Here is a 17,576-nt window from a genome sequence, read left to right on the forward strand (position 1 = left end):
ACGCTCGATCCGCGAACGGGGGGTCACTCGGCCTGCCAGGACCGCCACAGGCGGGCGTACTCGCCGTCGGCGGACACCAGCTCCTCGTGCGGCCCGATCTCGGTGATCCGCCCGCCGTCGACGACGGCCACCCGGTCGGCGTCGTGGGCGGTGTGCAGCCGGTGGGCGATCGCCACGACGGTGCGTCCCGTGAGCACCGCGTTCAGCGACCGCTCGAGGTGCCGGGCGGCCCGCGGGTCGAGCAGGGACGTGGCCTCGTCCAGCACCAGCGTGTGCGGGTCCAGCAGCACCAGCCGGGCCAGCGCCACCTGCTGGGCCTGCGCCGGGGAGAGCGGGTGCCCGCCGGAGCCGACCTCGGTCGACAGCCCGGCCGGCAGCGCGGAGGCCCACCCGCGGGCGTCGACGGCCTCCAGCGCCTCCCACAGCGCCGCCTCGGACGCGCCCGTGTCGGCCAGCCGCAGGTTCTCCGCCAGCGTCCCGACGAACACGTGGTGCTCCTGGGTCACCAGCGCCACCTGCCCGCGCAGGTCCTCCAGCGGCAGGTCGACCAGCGGCACGCCCCCGACGGTCACCGAGCCGCCCGTGGGCGGGTGGATGCCCGCGAGCATCCGCGCCAGCGTGGACTTGCCCGACCCGGACGGGCCGACCACTGCCAGCCGTTCCCCGGGGCGCAGGTCGACCGAGACGCCGTGCAGCACGTCGCGACCCTCGCGGTAGGCGTACCGGACCTCGTGGGCGCGCACCTCGTCCGACGTCGGCACCTCGCCCGAGGCGACCCGGTCCGGACCGACCAGGCCGACGCCGACCACGCGGGCCAGCGCCACCGCGGCGACCTGCAGCTCGTCCAGCCAGAACACGAGGTCGAACACCGGCCCGCCCATCTGGTGGGCGTAGAACGCGATGGTCGCGACGGCGCCGACGGTCGTCAGGTCCTGGGAGACCAGCCAGGCGCCCCAGACGATCGCCGCGATCGGGGCGACGGCCACGGCCGTGTCGAGCGCGGGGATCAGGCGCAGGCGCAGCCCGAGGGTGTAGTTCTCGGCGGCGAACGCCTCGGACAGGTCGCGGCGCAGCCGCCGCCGCAGCCGCGAGCCGAGCCACAGGGCGTCGGTGGTGCGCGCCCCCTCGACGGCCTCGGTGATGGTGCCGTTGACCGTCGCGTAGGCGGCGGACTCGCGCAGGTAACCCGGCGTCGCCCGGCGCAGGTACCAACGCACGGCCACGACGATGAGCGGGACGCCGACGAGCAGGCCGAGCGCCGTGAGGGGGTCGGTGAGGAACGACGCCACCAGCGTCAGCCCGATCGTCACGACGCACACCAGCACGCGCGGCACGCCGAAGCGGACGGCGTGCTGCAGCTTGTTGATGTCGTTGGTGGTCCGGGCGACCAGGTCCCCGGTCCCGGCCTTCTCGACCGTCGACAGCGGGAGCCGCGTCACCCGGGCCATGAACTCCTCGCGCAGCTCGGCGAAGACCTGCTCGCCGAACACCATGGACAGCCGCTGGGCGTACCGCGTCACGACGGCCTGCACGACGACGGCGCACACGAGGACCAGCGCGATCTGGTCGACGCGCGCCAGGGTGGTGCCGGCGGCGACCTCGTCGATGAAGCGGCCCATGAGGAACGGTCCGGTGAGACCGGCGACGGCGGCGAGGGCGTGCAGGACGGCGATCACGCCCAGCCGGCCCCGGTGGCTGCGGAAGAGCCGACCGACGGTGCGCCGCACCTCGTGCCGGTCGGCGATCGGCAGCCGGCTCGACGGCTCCGACGGTGCCGGTCGGTCCGCCGGCGGCGTCGTGGTGGCGCTCATCGCGCGGCTCCTTCCAGCGTGGTCCCGGGGTCGGGCTCGGCCATGCTGCGCCCGACGACGGCGCGGTAGCGGGCGCCGTCGTCGTCGCGGCGGGCGAGCAGCTCGGCGTGGGTCCCGGTCGCGACGACGCGGCCCGCCGGCGAGAGCAGACGCACCCGGTCGACGTGGTCGAGCACCAGGGGGCTGGCGGTCACGACCAGGGTGGTCCGGCCGCGCCGCACCGCGGCGACGCGTTCCGCGATCCGCGCCTCGGTGTGGGCGTCGACGGCGCTGGTGGGCTCGACGAGCACGAGGATCTCGGGGTCGGTGAGCAGCGCGCGGGCCAGCGCGACGCGCTGCCGCTGGCCGCCGGACAGGGACCGGCCCTTCTCGGGCAGCTCGCCGGTCAGGCCGCCGGGCACGGAGTCGAGCACGTCGCGGGCGTCGGCGGCGAGGATCGCCGCGGTGAGCTCCGCCTCGCCCGCGCGGCCGCGGGCGTCGAGCTGCTCGCCGAGGATGCCGGAGAACAGGTGCGGCGTGGCCTCGGAGACGACCACGCGGTGACGCAGCGCCTCCTTGTCGAGCGCGGCGAGCGGCACCCCGCCGAGGCTGACGGGCGTGCCGGCCTCGGCGGCGTCGTCGAACCGTCCGAGGCGCGTGGCCACGGCGGCGGAGACGTCGGGGTCGGGGCACACGAGCGCCACGACCTCCCCGGGCGCCAGCACCAGCCCGGAGGCGTGGTCGACCAGGTCGCTGCCCGACGGCGGGTCGGCGGACGGCGTGGCGGCCTGCGGCGTCGCCTCGTCCACGCGCAGGACGCCGAGGATCTTGCGGGCCGACACCACGGCGTTCGTCGACGCCTGCAGCATCTGGGTGGCCATCTGCACGGGCCAGGCGAGGAACGCGGTGTACCCGTAGTAGGTCACGAGCTCGCCGGAGGTCAGCTCGCCGCGCACGACGGCGCGGGCGCCCAGCCAGAGCACCAGGGCGCCGAGCAGGCCGGGCAGCAGCACCTGCAGACCGTCGAGGACGGACTGGACCCCGGCGACCTGGACACCACGGCGGCGCACCTCCTGCGACTGGCGGGCGTAGCGACCGGAGAAGACCTCCTCGCCACCGATGCCGCGCAGGATCCGCAGCCCGGAGACCGTGTCGGAGCCGAGGGCCGTCAGCCGGCCGACCGACTCGCGGTGGGTCTGCTGGCGCCGCTGCAGCGGGCGCACGAGCAGCCCGAGCACGGCGGCCACGACGGGGATGCCGAGCGCCACCACGAGCCCCAGCGCCAGGTTCTGCCAGAGCAGGTAGCCCGCGGCGGCGGCGTAGGCGAGCACCCCGCCGACGAACCGCCCGGACATGGCGAACATGTCGCCGGCCCGCAGGGCGTCGTTGGCGACGGCGGCGACGACCTCGCCGGTGGGCAGCTTCTGCGTGACGGCGTGCCCGGAGCGGGTGGCCTTGGTGCCGACCAGCGTGGTGAAGGAGAAGGACGCCCGCAGCCAGTTCTCGACGTCGTAGGTGTGGCTGAACACGCCGGAGACGACGATCGCCACGGCCGCGACGAGCATCCAGCCGCACCACAGGAACAGCTCGCCGCCGAACCCGGAGGCGAGCCCGGAGTCGACCGCGCGTCCGAGCAGCAGCGGCGCGGACGCGGCGCCCAGGAGGGAGACGGTGCCCGCGGTGACGGCCTTGACGAGCACGTCGCGCTGACGCCACGCCTGCCAGGTGAGCAGGCGCGCCGCGGAGGACAGCGGAGGCGTGCCCGGGTCGGGCAGGGGAAGGGGGCGCACGGTCGACCAGGGTAAGCGTCGCCGAGGACGTCCGGCACCGGTTTTTCCGCGCCTATCCTGGTGCCGTGAGCACCGAGCAGAACGCCCCGACCGCGACGACCGAGCAGGCCGCGACCGCTATCCGCAAGGCGCGCGGCGCCCTGGCCCGCTACCGGGTGCTGGCGATCATCACCGGTGTGATGTTGCTCGTGCTCTGCGTCGAGATGGTCTTCAAGTACCTCGTGCCGGTGCAGGCCGTCATCGACTACATGGGCTGGGTCCCGTTCGCGCACGGGTGGATCTACGTCGTCTACCTGGTCACGGTGCTCGACCTGTGGGCCAAGATGCGCTGGGGCTTCGGCCGGCTGACCACGATGGTGTTCGCGGGCGTCGTCCCGGTGATGTCGTTCGTCCTGGAGAAGCGGGTGCACGCCGACGCCGACGCCAAGCTCGCGGCGCTCGCGCAGCGGTACGGGGCGTGACGGTGCACGACGGCGGCACGGAGGGCACCCCCGGGCGGCTCGCCCCGCTCGTCGAGCCGACCCGCGAGCTCACCGGCGCCGAGCTGGACCGGTACGCCCGGCACCTGGCGCTGCCCGGCATCGGCCCGGACGGCCAGCGGCGGCTCGCGGCCGCGCGCGTGCTGGTCGTCGGCGCCGGCGGGCTCGGCAGCCCGGCGCTGCTCTATCTCGCCGCGGCGGGCGTGGGCACGATCGGGATCGTCGACGACGACGCCGTGGACGTCACCAACCTGCAGCGTCAGGTCCTGCACGGCCAGTCCGACCTGGGCCGGTCCAAGACCGTCTCGGCACGGGCGACGGTCGCGGAGGTCAACCCGCACGTCGAGGTGGTGGAGCACGTGCTGCGCCTCGCCCCGGACAACGTCCTGGACGTGCTGCGGGGGTACGACGTCGTGCTCGACGGCGCCGACAACTTCCCGACCCGCTACCTGGTCTCCGACGCGGCCGAGATCCTCGGCGTCCCGGTGGTGTGGGGGTCCATCGACCGGTTCGACGGCCAGGTCAGCGTCTTCTGGGGCGCCCCGCGGTACGTGACGGCCGACGGCGCCCGGAGCGTGCGCCGGGGCGTCACCTACCGGGACGTCTTCCCGGTGCCGCCGCCGCCCGGCGTCGTGCCGGACTGCGCCACCGGCGGCGTGCTCGGTGCGATGTGCGGCACCGTCGGCTCGGCGATGGCCACGGAGACCGTCAAGCTGGTCACCGGCGTCGGGGAGCCGCTGCACGGCCGCCTGGCCGTGCACGACGCGCTCGCCGCCGACTGGCGCGAGCTCGTCGTCCGCCCGGACCCCGGCCGGGAGCCGGTCACCGAGCTGCTGGCCGGCGACGACGCCTACGCCGCGTTCTGCGGACTGGCCCCGGCCGTCCCGGGACCCGGCCGCACGGCGGTCCCGGGCGACCTGGAGGTCAGCGCCGCCGACGCCCGCACCCTGCTCGCGGCCGACCGGCCCGCGGTCCTGGTGGACGTGCGCGAGGAGTGGGAGGCGCGGGTCCGCCCCGTGGACGGCGCCCGGCTCGTGCCCAGCGGGACGTTCCTGGGCACGGCCGCCGGCGGGCCCGACGACGTCGCGCGCGGCGCCCTGGACGCCCTGCCCACCGACCGGCCGGTGCTGCTGGTGTGCGCGGCCGGCCCCCGGTCGACCCGGGTCGCGCGGGTGGCCCGGGCGGAGGGCGTCGACGCGCGCTCCGTCGTCGGCGGGGTGCCGGCGCTGCTCGGCTGAGCCGCCGCTACAGCGACAGGTCCAGCCGGCCCTCCGCCGGTGAGCTGGCCAGCGCACCCTCGCGCCGCGGGATGCGGCCGGCGCCCGCCGCGAGCCGGCCCGCCTCGGTGGCGAGCCGCATCGCGCGGGCCATGCGCACCGGGTCCTCGGCCCGGGTGACGGCGGTGGCGAGGAGCACGCCGGCGCAGCCGAGCTCCATCGCCAGCGCGGCGTCCGAGGCGGTGCCGATGCCGGCGTCGAGGATCACCGGTACGTGCGCGGCATCGGCGATCGCCTCGATGTTGCGCGGGTTGAGGATGCCCAACCCGGACCCGATCGGCGCGCCGAGAGGCATCACGGCTGCGCAGCCGACGTCCTCCAGGCGACGCGCCAGGATCGGGTCGTCGTTCGTGTAGGGCAGGACGACGAACCCGTCGCGGACGAGCTCCTCGGCGGCCTCGACGAGCCCGACCGGGTCCGGGAGGAGCGTGACGTCGTCGGCGATCACCTCGAGCTTGACCCAGCTCGTGCCGCAGGCCTCCCGGGCGAGCTGCGCGGTGAGCACCGCCTCGCGCACCGAGAAGCAGCCGGCCGTGTTCGGCAGGGCGCGGATGCCGAGGCGCTCGAGCAGACCCCAGATCCCGGCGTCCCGGGCCGCCTCGCCGCCGGCGCGCGGCGCGACGCGGCGCATGGCCACCGTCGTCAGGGCGGTGCCGGAGGCGACCAGGGCCTCCTCCAGCGTCAGCAGGTTGGCGGCACCGCCCGTCCCCATCACCAGCGGGGACGCGATCTCGGTCCCCGCGACGACGAGCGGGGCGCCGAAGTCCGTGCGCAGGTCGGTCGTTCCGGTCGTGGTCATGGCTCCTCCTCAGCCGCCCTGGACGGCGGTGACGATCTCGACGCGGTCCCCGGCGCGGACGACGGCGGTCCGCCACGTGCCGTGCGGCACGACGACGTCGTCGACGGCGACGGCGACCCCGCGGGCCACCCCGTCGACGACGTGCCCGGGCACGAGGCGGGTCACCAGCTCGGTGACGGGCAGCTCGCCCGTCGGGCCGAGGTCGTACAGTTCGCCGTTCACCCGGGCGGTGCTCGCGGGTGCGGTGGGACCCGGCGCGGTAAGGGCGGCGGGGTCGACGTGCTGGTGGGCGGGGTTCATCGGGGGGCTCCGTCGGGGGTGCGGGGGTCGGGTGCGCGGGGCGGGAACCGGCGGGGGTCCGTCGCCCGCAGGGCGGCGAGCACGGCCGGTGGGTCCGTCGTGGCGACGTCGACGGCGAACCAGGAGCGGGTCAGCCCGGCCACGACGACCTCCGCGGTCAGCGGCGCGAGCAGGATGCCGTTGCGGTAGTGGCCGGTGGCCAGGTGCAGTCCGGGCACGTGCGTCGCGCCCACCAGGGGCAGGTTGTCCGGCGTGGACGGCCGGGCCCGCGGGGTGGCCTCGACCAGTGCGGCCTCGTCGATCGCGGGCAGCAGGGCGCGCGCGTCGCGCAGGAGGGCGAACACGCCGCCGGCGGGTGCGCGACGGTCGTCGGGGTTCTCCTCGGAGGTCGCGCCGATCACCAGCTCGCAGTGCCCGGCCCACGGCCCCTCGGTCGCGGGCTCGCGTCCGACGACGTACACGGGCCGGCCCTGGACCAGACCGCGCACGACGTGGCGCGGTGCCAGCTCGGGGTCCGCCTGCAGCCGCAGCGTGAGGCCCTTGACCGGACGCACGGGGACCGCCACGCCGGGCACCTCCGCCAGCAGCGGGGCGGACGCCCACCCGGCGGCGACGACGGTCGAGCCGGCGCGGTGCCGGTCGCCGGTGTCGTCGACGGCCCCGACGACCCGGCCGTCCTGCTGCTCGAGCCGGACCGCGGCACGCGGCACGACGGCGCCGCGGGAGTGGGCGGCCACGACGCGCCAGAGCGCGGCGTGCACGGCCCGGGGGTCGACGGCGTGGTCGCCGGGGACCCAGGCGGCTCCGCGCACGCGCTGGCCGAGCAGCGGTTCGCGCCGGCGCGCCTCGGCGATCGTCAGCTCCTCGGAGTCCACCCCGTGCCGGCCGTGCAGGGCCAGGACCCGGCGCAGCAGGGCGACGTCGGTCTCGTCGTAGCCGAGCGTCAGCGTCCCGGACTCGCGCAGCCCCACGCCGCGGCCGGCGGCGGCCTCCAGGTCGGCGGCGAACGGGAGCCAGCGTGCGGCCCCGGCCAGGTGCAGGTGCAGCGCGGCGTCCTCGGTGAACTCGGCCTCGGTGGCCGGCGCGAGCATGCCCGCGGCGGCGTGCGTGGACCCGTCGCCGGGGTCCGGGTCCAGGACGGTGACGCTCAGGCCGCCCTCGAGGGCCCGCCAGGCCACGGCCAGGCCGATGATGCCGCCGCCGACCACGACGAGGTCGCGGACGCCGTGCGGCGCCGACGAGTGACGGTCCACGGTGCTCCCTTCGCTGGCATGATCCAGATCAGGTTCGACGGTCGGCGCCGTGCGCCCTCTCAGCCCCTGCGGGCTCCCGTGCTCCGGTCACCCTACTCGCCCGTCGACCGTCCCTAGACTCGCTCACGATGACGACTCCCGCTCCTCGCAGCCGCCTCGCCGACGCCCGCCTCTACCTGTGCACCGACGCCCGCGAGGACCGCGGCGACCTGGAGGACTTCCTGCACGCCGCGCTGAGCGGCGGCGTCGACGCGGTCCAGCTGCGCGACAAGTCCCTCGACGTCGCCCGCGAGCTCGAGCTCCAGGCTCTGGTGGCGCGGGTCGCCGCCGAGCACGGCGCGCTGCGGGCGGTCAACGACCGTGCCGACGTGGCCCGGCTCACCGACGCTCCCGCGGTGCACATGGGCCAGGGCGACCTGCCGGTGCCGGCCGTGCGCTCCCTGCTCGGTCCGGGGCCGGTCCTGGGGCGGTCCACGCACTCGGCGGCGCAGGCGGCCGCCGCGGAGGCCGACCCCGACGTCGACTACTTCTGCGTCGGACCCCTGTGGACGACCCCGACCAAGCCCGGTCGGGCCGCCGTCGGGCTCGGCCTGCTGCGCGAGGTGGCCGCCACCGCGCCGACCACGCCGTGGTTCGCCATCGGGGGCATCGACGCCGACCGACTCGACGCCGTCGTCGAGGCCGGGGCGCGGCGGGTCGTGGTCGTGCGGGCGATCACCGCTGCCCCCGACCCCGAGCGGGCCGCGCGCGAGCTGCGCGAGCGGCTCGGGGCGTGACGGGTCGTGGCGGCAGCGGGCACGTGCCGGCGGATAGGATGAGGCGGTGACGTCTCCCGCCACCGCTCCCGCCACCGCATCCGCCCAGGCCGCGCCCCGCCCGGTCCTGGTCGTCGACTTCGGCGCCCAGTACGCCCAGCTCATCGCGCGCCGCGTGCGCGAGGCCAACGTCTACTCCGAGATCGTGCCGCACACGTGGACGCCGGAGCAGATGCTCGCCCGCGACCCCGCCGCGATCATCCTCTCGGGCGGCCCGTCCTCCGTGTACGCCACGGGGGCGCCGTTCGTCGACGCCGAACTGTTCGACGCCGGGGTGCCCGTGCTGGGCATCTGCTACGGCTTCCAGGCCATGGCGCAGGCGCTCGGCGGCACGGTCGCCCAGACCGGTACCCGCGAGTACGGCGGCACCGAGGTGGAGGTGTGCGAGGCCGGGATGCTGCTCGCCGACACCCCCGTCACCCAGACCACGTGGATGAGCCACGGCGACTCCGTGCACGCGGCGCCCGAGGGCTTCGAGGTGCTCGCGACGTCGTCCGGGTCGCCGGTCGCCGCCTTCGAGGACCGCCGGCGCCGCCTGTACGGCGTGCAGTGGCACCCCGAGGTCAAGCACTCGGCCCACGGGCAGACGGTGCTGGAGCACTTCCTCTACGAGGGCGCCGGCCTGGCGCCCGACTGGACGCCCGACAACGTCATCGCCGACCAGGTGGCCGCGATCCGCGCGCAGGTGGGCGACGCCCGGGTGGTCTGCGGTCTGTCCGGCGGCGTGGACTCCTCGGTCGCCGCGGCGCTGGTGCAGCGCGCGGTGGGGGACCAGCTCACCTGCGTGTTCGTCGACCACGGCCTCCTGCGCGAGGGCGAGGTGGAGCAGGTCGAGCGCGACTTCGTGGCCGCGACGGGCGTCAACCTGGTGGTGCGCGACGAGCGCAAGCGCTTCCTGGAGGCCCTGGAGGGTCACAGCGACCCGGAGACGAAGCGCAAGATCATCGGCCGCGAGTTCATCCGCGTCTTCGAGGACGCCGCCCGCGACATCGTCGCCGAGGGGCACGAGCACGCCGTGCACGGCGAGGGTTCCGAGGTGCGGTTCCTCGTGCAGGGCACCCTCTACCCCGACGTGGTCGAGTCGGGCGGCGGTGAGGGCGCGGCCAACATCAAGAGCCACCACAACGTGGGCGGCCTGCCCGACGACCTGCAGTTCGACCTGGTCGAGCCGCTGCGCACCCTGTTCAAGGACGAGGTGCGGGCCGTCGGCCGCGAGCTCGGCGTCCCGGAGCCGATCGTCGCCCGGCAGCCCTTCCCGGGGCCGGGCCTGGGCATCCGCATCATCGGCGAGGTGACGGCCGAGCGGCTCGAGATCCTGCGCCGGGCCGACGCCGTCGCCCGCGAGGAGCTGACGAAGGCCGGGCTCGACGGCGAGATCTGGCAGTGCCCGGTGGTGCTGCTGGCCGACGTGCGCTCGGTGGGCGTCCAGGGCGACGGCCGGACCTACGGGCACCCGGTCGTGCTGCGTCCCGTCTCCAGCGAGGACGCCATGACGGCCGACTGGACGCGCATGCCGTACGACGTGCTGTCGACCATCTCCACGCGCATCACCAACGAGGTCAGCGAGGTGAACCGGGTGGTCCTCGACGTGACGAGCAAGCCCCCGGGCACCATCGAGTGGGAGTGACCGAGCAGCTCGCGACGGCCGTCCTGACCGAGTCCGACACGGTCGCCGCGACGCTGGGCGTCGTGCAGCGGGTGCTGGAGTACCTCGGCACCGTCGCCTTCGCGATCTCCGGTGCCTTCGCCGCCGGCCGCAAGCAGATGGACCTCGTCGGCGTCGTCGCGCTCGGCGCGACCGTGGCGGTGGGTGGCGGCACCCTGCGGGACCTCCTGCTCGGCGAGACGCCCGTCTTCTGGGTCACCGAGCCGACGTTCCTGCTCGTCGGCGCCGCGACGGCCCTGCTGGTGGTGCCGCTGGCGCGCACCCGGACGCTCGACGTGCTGCGACGGCTGCAGGTCATCGAGGTCTCCGACGCCGCCGGCATGGCCCTGTTCGTCGTCATCGGCACGAACGTGGCGCTGTCCGCCGGGGCGAGCGCGGTCTCGGCGGCGGTCGTCGGCGTGGTGGCCGGCGTCGGCGGTGGCGTGTTCCGCGACGTGCTGGCCAACGAGCTGCCCGAGGTGCTGAGCAACGCCCAGTTCTACGCCACCGCGGCGCTGCTCGGCGCGGCGGTGCACCTGGGTCTGCTGGAGCTCGACGTCGACCCGGCGGTCGTGTTCTGGGTGCCGATCGCGGTGATCCTGACCGTGCGGCTGCTGGCGGTCCGTCTCGGCTGGGGCATGCCCACGTTCACCATCGCGGGTGAATGACCGGCCGATCAGCCGTGTGACCTAGGGTTTCGCCGCGACGCGCGCGGGTCGGTCGCGGTACGTTGACGAGCAGGGGCATCAACCATCGCACGAGTGCTACGAGAGGCAGTCTCATGTCCAGCTCTGTCACCGTCCGACCCGCCAAGGGTGTCCGCGGCATCGGGATCGTGTCCATCGTCGCCGGCATCGTCATGATCATCGCCGGCGTCGTCGTCTGGTTCATCGTCTCGTCGACCCTGTCCGACGAGCAGATCACCGTCTCGGAGGACGCCAGCATGGCGGCCGGCCAGGAGGTCGCCGGACCGTTCACCGCGTACGCCCAGGCCGACATCATCAACCAGCACGCGATGGAGGCCTCGGGCGGGATGACCTACGCCCAGCTCGACCGGGAGGACCCGACGCGTGACACCGTCATGAACGCGTCGTTCCTGCGGGCCTCGCTGTTCACGTCGGTCGTCGCCTTCGGCGTCTGCGCCCTGGTGATCGGCCTGGGCGTGATGTTCATCCTCGTCGGCTACGCGTTCAGTCGCCTGGGAGGCAGCTCCTCGGCGGCGGTCGTCTCCACCCCCACGGGTGGTCCCACGTCGACCTCGACCGCCTGAGCCCCGGGTCCCGGACCCGCTGAGCGACGACGGGCCGGCACACCGCGCGGTGTGCCGGCCCGTCGTGCGTCCGGAGTCAGGACGGGGTGCGGCGACGCCGTCGTGCGGCGCCGACGACCGAGCCGACCACGAGCACGAGTCCGGCGGCGCCGAGCAGGAGGATCGCGGCCAGCTGGGCGTCGACGCTCGCCCCTGCCGTCCGGGCGAGCAGCCCGACGGCGACGGCGATCACGACGACGCCCCACACGACGGTGCTGCCGCGCGGCCCCGTGCGCACCGTCGGCGCGCCGGGGACCGGGGCCGTGCCGGTCGACGTGCCGGTCGACGTGCCGGTCGACGTGCCGGTCGAGGCGCCGGCAGCCGGAGGGGCCGAGTCCGCCGTGGCGGGCGACCCCGCGTGCGGCGGGCCGTCGGCGGCCGTCGCTGCGACGTCCTGCGGGATCTCGACGGTCGGGTGGTCCTGCCGCGTGGTGTCGGGCTCGTCGCCCGGCGTGCGGTACGGCTCGGTGCTCATCGGTCCTCCTCGATGACGATCTCTCCGGCACGGGCGTCGACGTCGAGCAGCAGCACGGCGCCGCCCGCGGTGTCCACCTCGTCGGTCGTGTAGGTGGCGGGCCCGCCGCTGAAGCCGTCGACGGTGCGGTAGTCGCCCTCGACGTCCCAGACGAACCGGCCGGCGCTGACGTCGACCGACGCCGTCACGGCCGTGTCGGCCGGGATCTCGACGACCGTGCGTCCGGCGGTCATCTCGATGGGTACCTCGACGGGGGACCCGGGCACGACGTCGGTGAGGTCGAGCTCGGTGAGGTCCACCCGGGCCTCGCCGAACTGCACGCGGATCCCGTCCTCGGCCGCGGCCACGGACCGGGGCGTGACCACCCCGGAGCTCAGGGCGGTGCCGGACGAGGTCGTGACCTGCGCCCCGTCGTCCCACGGCCACTCGCCCCACCACGCGCTGCGGTCGGCGAAGGGCCACGTCAGCGCGGTCGCGACGATGCCGAGGACCGCGAAGGCGGTCAGCCAGCCGCCGCGCCGTCCGCGCAGGCCCGTGACGACCAGGGCCGCTCCCACGATGCCGACGGTGATCCCCAGCCACAGCCCCCACACGGGGACCGTCAGCCCGGCGACGACGTCGGCCGCGAGCAGGGCGGCACCCACCAGCAGGGACAGCCCGACCACGACCCCCACGGTCCCGGCGCCGGCCGGACGGACCACAGGCCGCGGAGCGGGAGGCGGCCCGGACCACGCGGGACCGGTCGGCCCGGCCGGACCCGTCGGACCCGTCGGGCCCGACGGGGCTCCGGCGGTGGGGACCGCCGGCGCCGGGCTGGTCGGTCCCGCCGGCGGCGCCGGCGCGTAGTGGACCCGGGGCGCGGGCTCGAACCCGGTGGACTCGGAGGCCGTCGGCGCGGACGCGGCGGTCGGCGCTCCGGGCGCTCCGGGCGCCCCCGGGGCCGCCGAGGGCCCGGGCGGTGCCACGGTCTCGGCGCGCTCCCGCTGCCGGGACCGGACCAGCCGGACGACCAGCCAGACGACGGCCACCCAGAAGGCGATCCAGAACAGCGCGGCGATCCACTCGGGGAACCCGCCCCACCAGGGCCAGATCCCGCCGCCCCAGCCGATGCCCAGCACGACCGCCAGCGCGCCGCCCAGGACGGCCACGTCGAACGTGCCGCGGATCGCCTCCTGCAGGTGGATCCGCCCGTCGGAGCGCTCGGGCAGCAGCAGCCAGGCGACGCCGTAGAGCACGAGCCCGGCCCCGGTGACGAAGAAGCTGAGGACGAGGAGTCCGCGCACCAACAGCGGGTCGAGGCCGAACCGGTCGGCCACGCCGGCGGCGACGCCGCCGACCCAGCGGTCCTCGGACCGGCTCACGCCCATCCGGCGCAACGAGTCGAAGAAGCCGTCGCCGGCGGGGCGCGGCGGCGGGGGAGCGGCTCCCGGACCGGGGTCGCCGGCGGGGCCGGTGCCGCCGTCCGGGGGTGGTGGGGTCTCGTTCGTGGTCATGTCTCCATGCTGCTCCCGCGCGGTGCGTCCGGGCATCGGGGGTGCCCCTGAACCAACCCTGATTCGGCCTGCCGCGACCCCGGATCCGGCGCGGGACGGCACCCTGACGTGCCACGATCAGGGAGTGACGTCCCCCGGCCCCGACCGCCTGCCGCTGCGCCGCCCCCGCCAGGGACGGTGGGTCGGCGGCGTGTGCGCCGGGGTCGCCGCGCACCTCGGAGCGCCCGTCTGGGTGGTCCGGCTCGTGATGGTCCTGCTGGCCCTGTCCGGCGGCACGGGTCTGGTGCTGTACGGCTTCTGGTGGGTCACGGTGCCGGCGGGCGACCCGCACGACGCCGCGGCGGCGGCCCGGCCCGCCGCCGTCGCGCGGCTGGCGCCCCGGCTGCGGCGCACGGGCACCGTCCAGGCGCTGTCGCGCCGCGACGTGCTGGTGGGCGTCCTGCTGCTCGGCGGCGCGCTGGTCCTGGTCGCCGTGCGTGCCGGCTGGGACCTGCCCTCGACCTGGCTCCCCCTGCTCATCGTGGGCGGCGGTGCGGTCCTGGCCTGGAGCCAGCTCGACGCCGTCCAGCGGGCCCGCGCGGGCGACGTGCCGACGTCGCGGTCCGGGATGCTGCTGCGACTGGCCGGCGGCCTCGTGCTGGTCACCGCGGGCGTGCTGCTGCTGTTCGTCCAGGGCACTCCGCCCGGTGAGCTGCTCACCGTCACGCTGGCCTCGCTGGCCGTGCTCGTGGGCGTGGCCCTGGTGCTGGCCCCGTGGTGGCTGCGCCTGGTCCGGGAGCTCGGGGACGAGCGGGCCGCGCGTGCGCGGGAGGCCGAACGGGCGGACATCGCCGCCCACCTGCACGACTCGGTGCTGCAGACGCTGTCCCTCATCCGCGCCCGGGCCCGAGACCCCGAGGAGGTGGCCCGGATGGCGCGGGCCCAGGAGCGCGAGCTGCGCGAGTGGCTGTACGACGACCGGCCCGCCGAGGGCACGTCGCTGGCCGCCGAGCTGCGCTCCCTGGTGGGGGAGGTCGAGGACGGCCGCGCCGCCGAGGTCGAGACCGTCGCCGTCGGCGACTGCCCGCCGACCGAGACCACGACCGCGCTGCTGCAGGCCACCCGCGAGGCCCTGGTCAACGCCGTCGTGCACGGTGCCGCGCCCGTCACCGTCTACCTGGAGGTGACCGACGCCGCGGTCGAGGTGTTCGTGCGGGACCGGGGCGACGGGTTCGACGTGGACGACGTCGCGCCCGACCGGTTCGGCGTGCGCGAGTCGATCCTCGGCCGGGTCCGGCGCCGCGGCGGGACAGCCGAGGTGACCAGCCGGCCCGGCTGGGGCACCGAGGTGCACCTGCTCGTGCCGCGCACGGCCGACGCGCGCGCCACCCCGTCGCCCGACTCGGCGTCGTCCGCCCCCGAGACCGAAGGAGCCCGGTCATGACCAGCCCTGCCACGGAGACGCCGGTTCCGGTGGTCCTCGTCGACGACCACCACATGTTCCGCACCGGCGTGCGCGCGAGCCTCGACGGGCGGGTGCGCGTGGTCGGTGAGGCGGCGGACGTCGACGAGGCGGTCGCCGTCGTGCACGAGCACCGGCCCCCGGTGGTGCTGCTCGACGTCCATCTGCCCGGCGGCGACGGCGGCGGCGGTGCCGAGGTGGTGCGCCGCTGCGCCGACCTGCTCGCCGGGACGAGGTTCCTCGCGCTGTCGGTGTCCGACGCCGCCGAGGACGTCGTGGCGGTGATCCGCTCGGGGGCGCGGGGCTACGTCACCAAGAACATCTCGGCGTCCGACCTGTCGGCCGCCGTGGTGCGGGTGGCCGGCGGGGACGCCGTGTTCTCCCCACGGCTGGCCGGGTTCGTGCTCGACGCGTTCGGCACGGCGGCGGGCGACGTCGCGGTGGCCGACGACGAGCTCGACCGGCTCTCGAAGCGCGAGCAGCAGGTCATGCGGCTCATCGCCCGCGGCTACACCTATCGCGAGGTCGCGAGCGACCTGTTCATCTCCGTCAAGACCGTGGAGACCCACGTCTCGGCCGTGCTGCGCAAGCTGCAGCTGTCGAACCGCAACGAGCTCACCCGGTGGGCGGCGGCGCGGCGGCTGCTCTGAGCACCGGGGTGCGGCGGGGACGGCGGCTCCTCAGCGTGCGGCGCGGTACCGGTCGACCACGATCTCGACCAGCTCGGGGGGCGCCGGGGCGTCGGCCGGCAGCAGCGGCGGCGTCGTGAGGTCGCCACCGGCGCGCTCGGCCAGCGTCTGGAAGTAGCCCGGCGCGATGAGGTAGCTCGCGGTGACGATCCGGGCGTCCGGGTGCTCGAGGCGGACGGACCCGACGACGTCGGCGAGCTGCGGGGTGGCGTTGGCGAGGTAGCCGACGCGGACCGGGTGCCCGGTGCGCTCGGCGAGCAGGATCCCGGTGCGCTCGCAGTCGGCGACCGCCCGGGCGTCGGACGAGCCGGCCGCGGCGAGGACGACGACGTCGCCCTCGGTCAGCCCCGCCTCGGCGAGCCGGCGCTCGAGCAGGTCCACCAGCCGGGTGTCGGGGCCCAGCGCCCCGGCGAGCGTGACGTGCTGACCGTCCGCGAGGGCTGCGTCGACGTCCTCGCGCAGGTCGACGTGCACGTGGAAGCCGGCCGAGAGCAGCAGCGGCACGAGCACCGTGGAGGTCTCGCGCAGGTCGGCCAGGCACGTCGGGACGTCGGGCTGCTGGACGTCCACGAAACCGGCCCGGACCGGGGCCTCGCCGTCCAGCCGGTCGGCCACGGCGTCGACGAGTCCGGCGACGGCGGACGCGCCGACGTCCGAGGACGTGCCGTGGGAGATCGCGAGAAGCGTCGGGGCTGCCATGGTGGGCACGCTACGCGTCGGATCGTTCGTCCCGGTGTCGACCGTGTCACCGCGTGTCACGACTCGCTCACACCCTCCGCGGCCGTGACGTGAGCCGCCCAGGCCGGCGACAGCCGGACGACGTCGCCGACGACGGTCACGGCGGGCGGGCGGACCTCGGCCGCGGCGGCCCGCTCGGCGATGTCGGCCAGCGTGCCGACGGTGGTCCGCTGGCGCGGTCCGAAGCCGTCCTCGACCACCGCGACGGGGGTGTCGGCCGGGCGGCCGGCCTCGACCAGCGCCCGGGTGGTCGTGGCGAGCCGGGTGACGCCCATGAGCAGCACCAGGGTGTGCTCCGGACCGCCGGGCACGGAGGCGACGGCCTCGTGCGCGGTCAGCACGCTGAACCCGGCCGCCACCCCGCGGTGCGTCACCGGGATCCCGGCCGCGGCGGGGACGGAGACGGCCGAGGTCACGCCCGGCACCACCTCGACGTCGAGCCCGGCCGCGCGGCAGGCGGCGAGCTCCTCGCCGCCGCGCCCCAGCACGTACGGGTCGCCGCCCTTGAGGCGGACGACCTGCCGGCCGGCGAGGGCGTGCTCGACGAGCAGCTCGTTGATGCGCTCCTGCGGCACCGGGTGGTTCCCGGCGGTCTTGCCCACGTCGATCACCTCGACGTCGTCGGCGAGCGTGGTCAGGACGCTGCGCGGGGCGAGCCGGTCGACGACGACGACGTCGGCGCTCGCCAGGAGGCGTCGGCCGCGTCCGGTGAGCAGCCCGGGGTCCCCGGGGCCGCCGCCGACCAGGGCCACCCGGCCGGGGCCCGGTGCGTCCGTCGGCCGGACGCGGCGCAGCGGCAGCTCCCCGGCGTCCAGGGCCGCCGCGACGCCGTCGCGCAGCCGGGCGGCACGGCGCGGGTCACGACCGGCGTGCACGGAGACGACGACGTCGCCCTCGGGCCCGGGCAGCCCGGCCGAGGCGGGGACCCAGGCCGTGGCGGCCGCGGCGTCGGCGGCGACGACGCAGAAGGTCTGCTGTGCCTCGGCGTCGGCCGCCACGGCCCGGTCGACGTCCCCGACGCCGGTGGCGGTGTGCACGACCCACGCGCCGTCCAGGTCGCCGGACCGGTAGGCGCGGGCCGCGTGCTCCACCGTCCCGGCGGCGGCCGCGGCGGCCAGCTCGTCGTCGAGGACGGGGGCCACCACCCGGACGCGCGCCCCGGCCTCGAGCAGGCCGCGGACGCGGCGGGCCGCGACCGGCCCGCCGCCGACGACGACGACGAGCCGGTCGCGCACGCGCAGCCCCAGCGGGTACAGGTCACTCATGGTCGGATCCTCGCGCAG

The 17,576-nt window shown here is 76.0% G+C and carries 17 protein-coding genes and 1 riboswitch; of the genes, 8 read left to right on the forward strand and 9 right to left on the reverse strand.

Annotation, left to right across the window (positions count from 1 at the left end):
* Nucleotides 1–23: 23 nt before the first annotated feature.
* The gene (locus PO879_RS03790; protein WP_278236594.1) at nt 24–1,811 is read right to left on the reverse strand and encodes an ABC transporter ATP-binding protein; all 1,788 of its coding nucleotides are present in this window, start codon (nt 1,809–1,811) and stop codon (nt 24–26) included.
* Nucleotides 1,808–3,580: an ABC transporter ATP-binding protein gene (locus PO879_RS03795; RefSeq protein ID WP_278236595.1), complete on the reverse strand. Its 1,773-nt coding sequence runs from the start codon at nt 3,578–3,580 to the stop codon at nt 1,808–1,810. Before PO879_RS03795 ends, PO879_RS03790 begins: the two co-directional genes overlap by 4 nt.
* Nucleotides 3,581–3,645: 65 nt before the next feature.
* On the opposite strand from PO879_RS03795, the gene PO879_RS03800 reads away from it, so the two are divergent.
* Both PO879_RS03800 and PO879_RS03805 read left to right on the forward strand, forming a co-directional pair.
* The gene (locus PO879_RS03800) at nt 3,646–4,041 is read left to right on the forward strand and encodes a DUF3817 domain-containing protein (RefSeq protein WP_278236596.1); all 396 of its coding nucleotides are present in this window, start codon (nt 3,646–3,648) and stop codon (nt 4,039–4,041) included.
* The gene (locus tag PO879_RS03805) at nt 4,038–5,297 is read left to right on the forward strand and encodes a ThiF family adenylyltransferase (protein WP_278236597.1); all 1,260 of its coding nucleotides are present in this window, start codon (nt 4,038–4,040) and stop codon (nt 5,295–5,297) included. The genes PO879_RS03800 and PO879_RS03805 overlap by 4 nt, the downstream gene beginning before the upstream one ends.
* Nucleotides 5,298–5,304: 7 nt before the next feature.
* Here PO879_RS03805 and PO879_RS03810 read toward each other — a convergent pair whose 3' ends face one another.
* The 3 genes from PO879_RS03810 to thiO all read right to left on the reverse strand — a co-directional run bounded on the left by PO879_RS03810 (nt 5,305) and on the right by thiO (nt 7,688).
* Nucleotides 5,305–6,135, reverse strand: a complete 831-nt coding sequence (locus PO879_RS03810) for a thiazole synthase (protein WP_278236598.1) — start codon at nt 6,133–6,135, stop codon at nt 5,305–5,307.
* A gap of 9 nt (nt 6,136–6,144) precedes the next feature.
* Nucleotides 6,145–6,435, reverse strand: a complete 291-nt coding sequence (gene thiS, locus PO879_RS03815) for a sulfur carrier protein ThiS (RefSeq protein ID WP_278236599.1) — start codon at nt 6,433–6,435, stop codon at nt 6,145–6,147.
* Complete coding sequence (thiO, locus tag PO879_RS03820) at nt 6,432–7,688, reverse strand: glycine oxidase ThiO (protein ID WP_278236600.1); 1,257 nt, start codon at nt 7,686–7,688, stop codon at nt 6,432–6,434. Before thiO ends, thiS begins: the two co-directional genes overlap by 4 nt.
* Nucleotides 7,677–7,778: riboswitch (TPP riboswitch) on the reverse strand. (Overlaps the previous gene by 12 nt.)
* Before the next feature lie 38 nt (nt 7,779–7,816).
* On the opposite strand from thiO, the gene thiE reads away from it, so the two are divergent.
* The 4 genes from thiE to PO879_RS03840 all read left to right on the forward strand — a co-directional run bounded on the left by thiE (nt 7,817) and on the right by PO879_RS03840 (nt 11,418).
* Nucleotides 7,817–8,464, forward strand: a complete 648-nt coding sequence (gene thiE / locus PO879_RS03825; protein WP_278236601.1) for a thiamine phosphate synthase — start codon at nt 7,817–7,819, stop codon at nt 8,462–8,464.
* Nucleotides 8,465–8,510: 46 nt separating this feature from the next.
* The gene (guaA, locus tag PO879_RS03830) at nt 8,511–10,130 is read left to right on the forward strand and encodes a glutamine-hydrolyzing GMP synthase (protein WP_278236602.1); all 1,620 of its coding nucleotides are present in this window, start codon (nt 8,511–8,513) and stop codon (nt 10,128–10,130) included.
* Nucleotides 10,127–10,816, forward strand: a complete 690-nt coding sequence (locus tag PO879_RS03835; RefSeq protein ID WP_278236603.1) for a trimeric intracellular cation channel family protein — start codon at nt 10,127–10,129, stop codon at nt 10,814–10,816. The genes guaA and PO879_RS03835 overlap by 4 nt, the downstream gene beginning before the upstream one ends.
* Before the next feature lie 113 nt (nt 10,817–10,929).
* Nucleotides 10,930–11,418, forward strand: a complete 489-nt coding sequence (locus PO879_RS03840) for an aromatic ring-opening dioxygenase LigA (protein WP_278236604.1) — start codon at nt 10,930–10,932, stop codon at nt 11,416–11,418.
* A 76-nt stretch (nt 11,419–11,494) separates the two neighbouring features.
* Here PO879_RS03840 and PO879_RS03845 read toward each other — a convergent pair whose 3' ends face one another.
* Entirely contained in the window at nt 11,495–11,932 is a 438-nt protein-coding gene (locus PO879_RS03845) for a hypothetical protein (RefSeq protein WP_278236605.1), read from the reverse strand.
* Nucleotides 11,929–13,425, reverse strand: coding sequence for a PspC domain-containing protein (locus tag PO879_RS03850; protein ID WP_278236606.1), 1,497 nt, complete (start codon nt 13,423–13,425; stop codon nt 11,929–11,931). The genes PO879_RS03845 and PO879_RS03850 overlap by 4 nt, the downstream gene beginning before the upstream one ends.
* A 124-nt stretch (nt 13,426–13,549) precedes the next feature.
* Here PO879_RS03850 and PO879_RS03855 point away from each other — a divergent pair, with 124 nt between their 5' ends.
* Entirely contained in the window at nt 13,550–14,848 is a 1,299-nt protein-coding gene (locus PO879_RS03855) for an ATP-binding protein (RefSeq protein ID WP_278236607.1), read from the forward strand.
* A complete protein-coding gene (locus tag PO879_RS03860; protein ID WP_278236608.1) occupies nt 14,845–15,516 on the forward strand; it encodes a response regulator transcription factor in 672 nt (223 codons plus the stop codon). Before PO879_RS03855 ends, PO879_RS03860 begins: the two co-directional genes overlap by 4 nt.
* Nucleotides 15,517–15,546: 30 nt before the next feature.
* On the opposite strand, the gene PO879_RS03865 is transcribed toward PO879_RS03860, so the two are convergent.
* Nucleotides 15,547–16,254, reverse strand: coding sequence for a CbiX/SirB N-terminal domain-containing protein (locus PO879_RS03865; protein ID WP_278236609.1), 708 nt, complete (start codon nt 16,252–16,254; stop codon nt 15,547–15,549).
* 56 nt (nt 16,255–16,310) lie between these two features.
* A complete protein-coding gene (gene cobA, locus PO879_RS03870) occupies nt 16,311–17,558 on the reverse strand; it encodes a uroporphyrinogen-III C-methyltransferase (protein ID WP_278236610.1) in 1,248 nt (415 codons plus the stop codon).
* Between the last annotated feature and the right edge of the window lie 18 nt (nt 17,559–17,576).

It is taken from the genome of Isoptericola sp. AK164 (genome assembly GCF_029643425.1).
Lineage (GTDB): Bacteria > Actinomycetota > Actinomycetes > Actinomycetales > Cellulomonadaceae > Isoptericola > Isoptericola haloaureus.

Bases quoted from the DNA above. Each gene is read 5' to 3' on its own strand.
- PO879_RS03865 (WP_278236609.1), bottom strand. From the start codon at position 16,254: ATGGCAGCCCCGACGCTTCTCGCGATCTCCCACGGCACGTCCTCGGAC.
- thiS (WP_278236599.1), bottom strand. From the start codon at position 6,435: ATGAACCCCGCCCACCAGCACGTCGACCCCGCCGCCCTTACCGCGCCG.
- PO879_RS03810 (WP_278236598.1), bottom strand. From the start codon at position 6,135: ATGACCACGACCGGAACGACCGACCTGCGCACGGACTTCGGCGCCCCG.
- PO879_RS03840 (WP_278236604.1), top strand. From the start codon at position 10,930: ATGTCCAGCTCTGTCACCGTCCGACCCGCCAAGGGTGTCCGCGGCATC.
- PO879_RS03850 (WP_278236606.1), bottom strand. From the start codon at position 13,425: ATGACCACGAACGAGACCCCACCACCCCCGGACGGCGGCACCGGCCCC.
- cobA (WP_278236610.1), bottom strand. From the start codon at position 17,558: ATGAGTGACCTGTACCCGCTGGGGCTGCGCGTGCGCGACCGGCTCGTC.
- PO879_RS03860 (WP_278236608.1), top strand. From the start codon at position 14,845: ATGACCAGCCCTGCCACGGAGACGCCGGTTCCGGTGGTCCTCGTCGAC.
- PO879_RS03845 (WP_278236605.1), bottom strand. From the start codon at position 11,932: ATGAGCACCGAGCCGTACCGCACGCCGGGCGACGAGCCCGACACCACG.
- thiE (WP_278236601.1), top strand. From the start codon at position 7,817: ATGACGACTCCCGCTCCTCGCAGCCGCCTCGCCGACGCCCGCCTCTAC.
- PO879_RS03790 (WP_278236594.1), bottom strand. From the start codon at position 1,811: ATGAGCGCCACCACGACGCCGCCGGCGGACCGACCGGCACCGTCGGAG.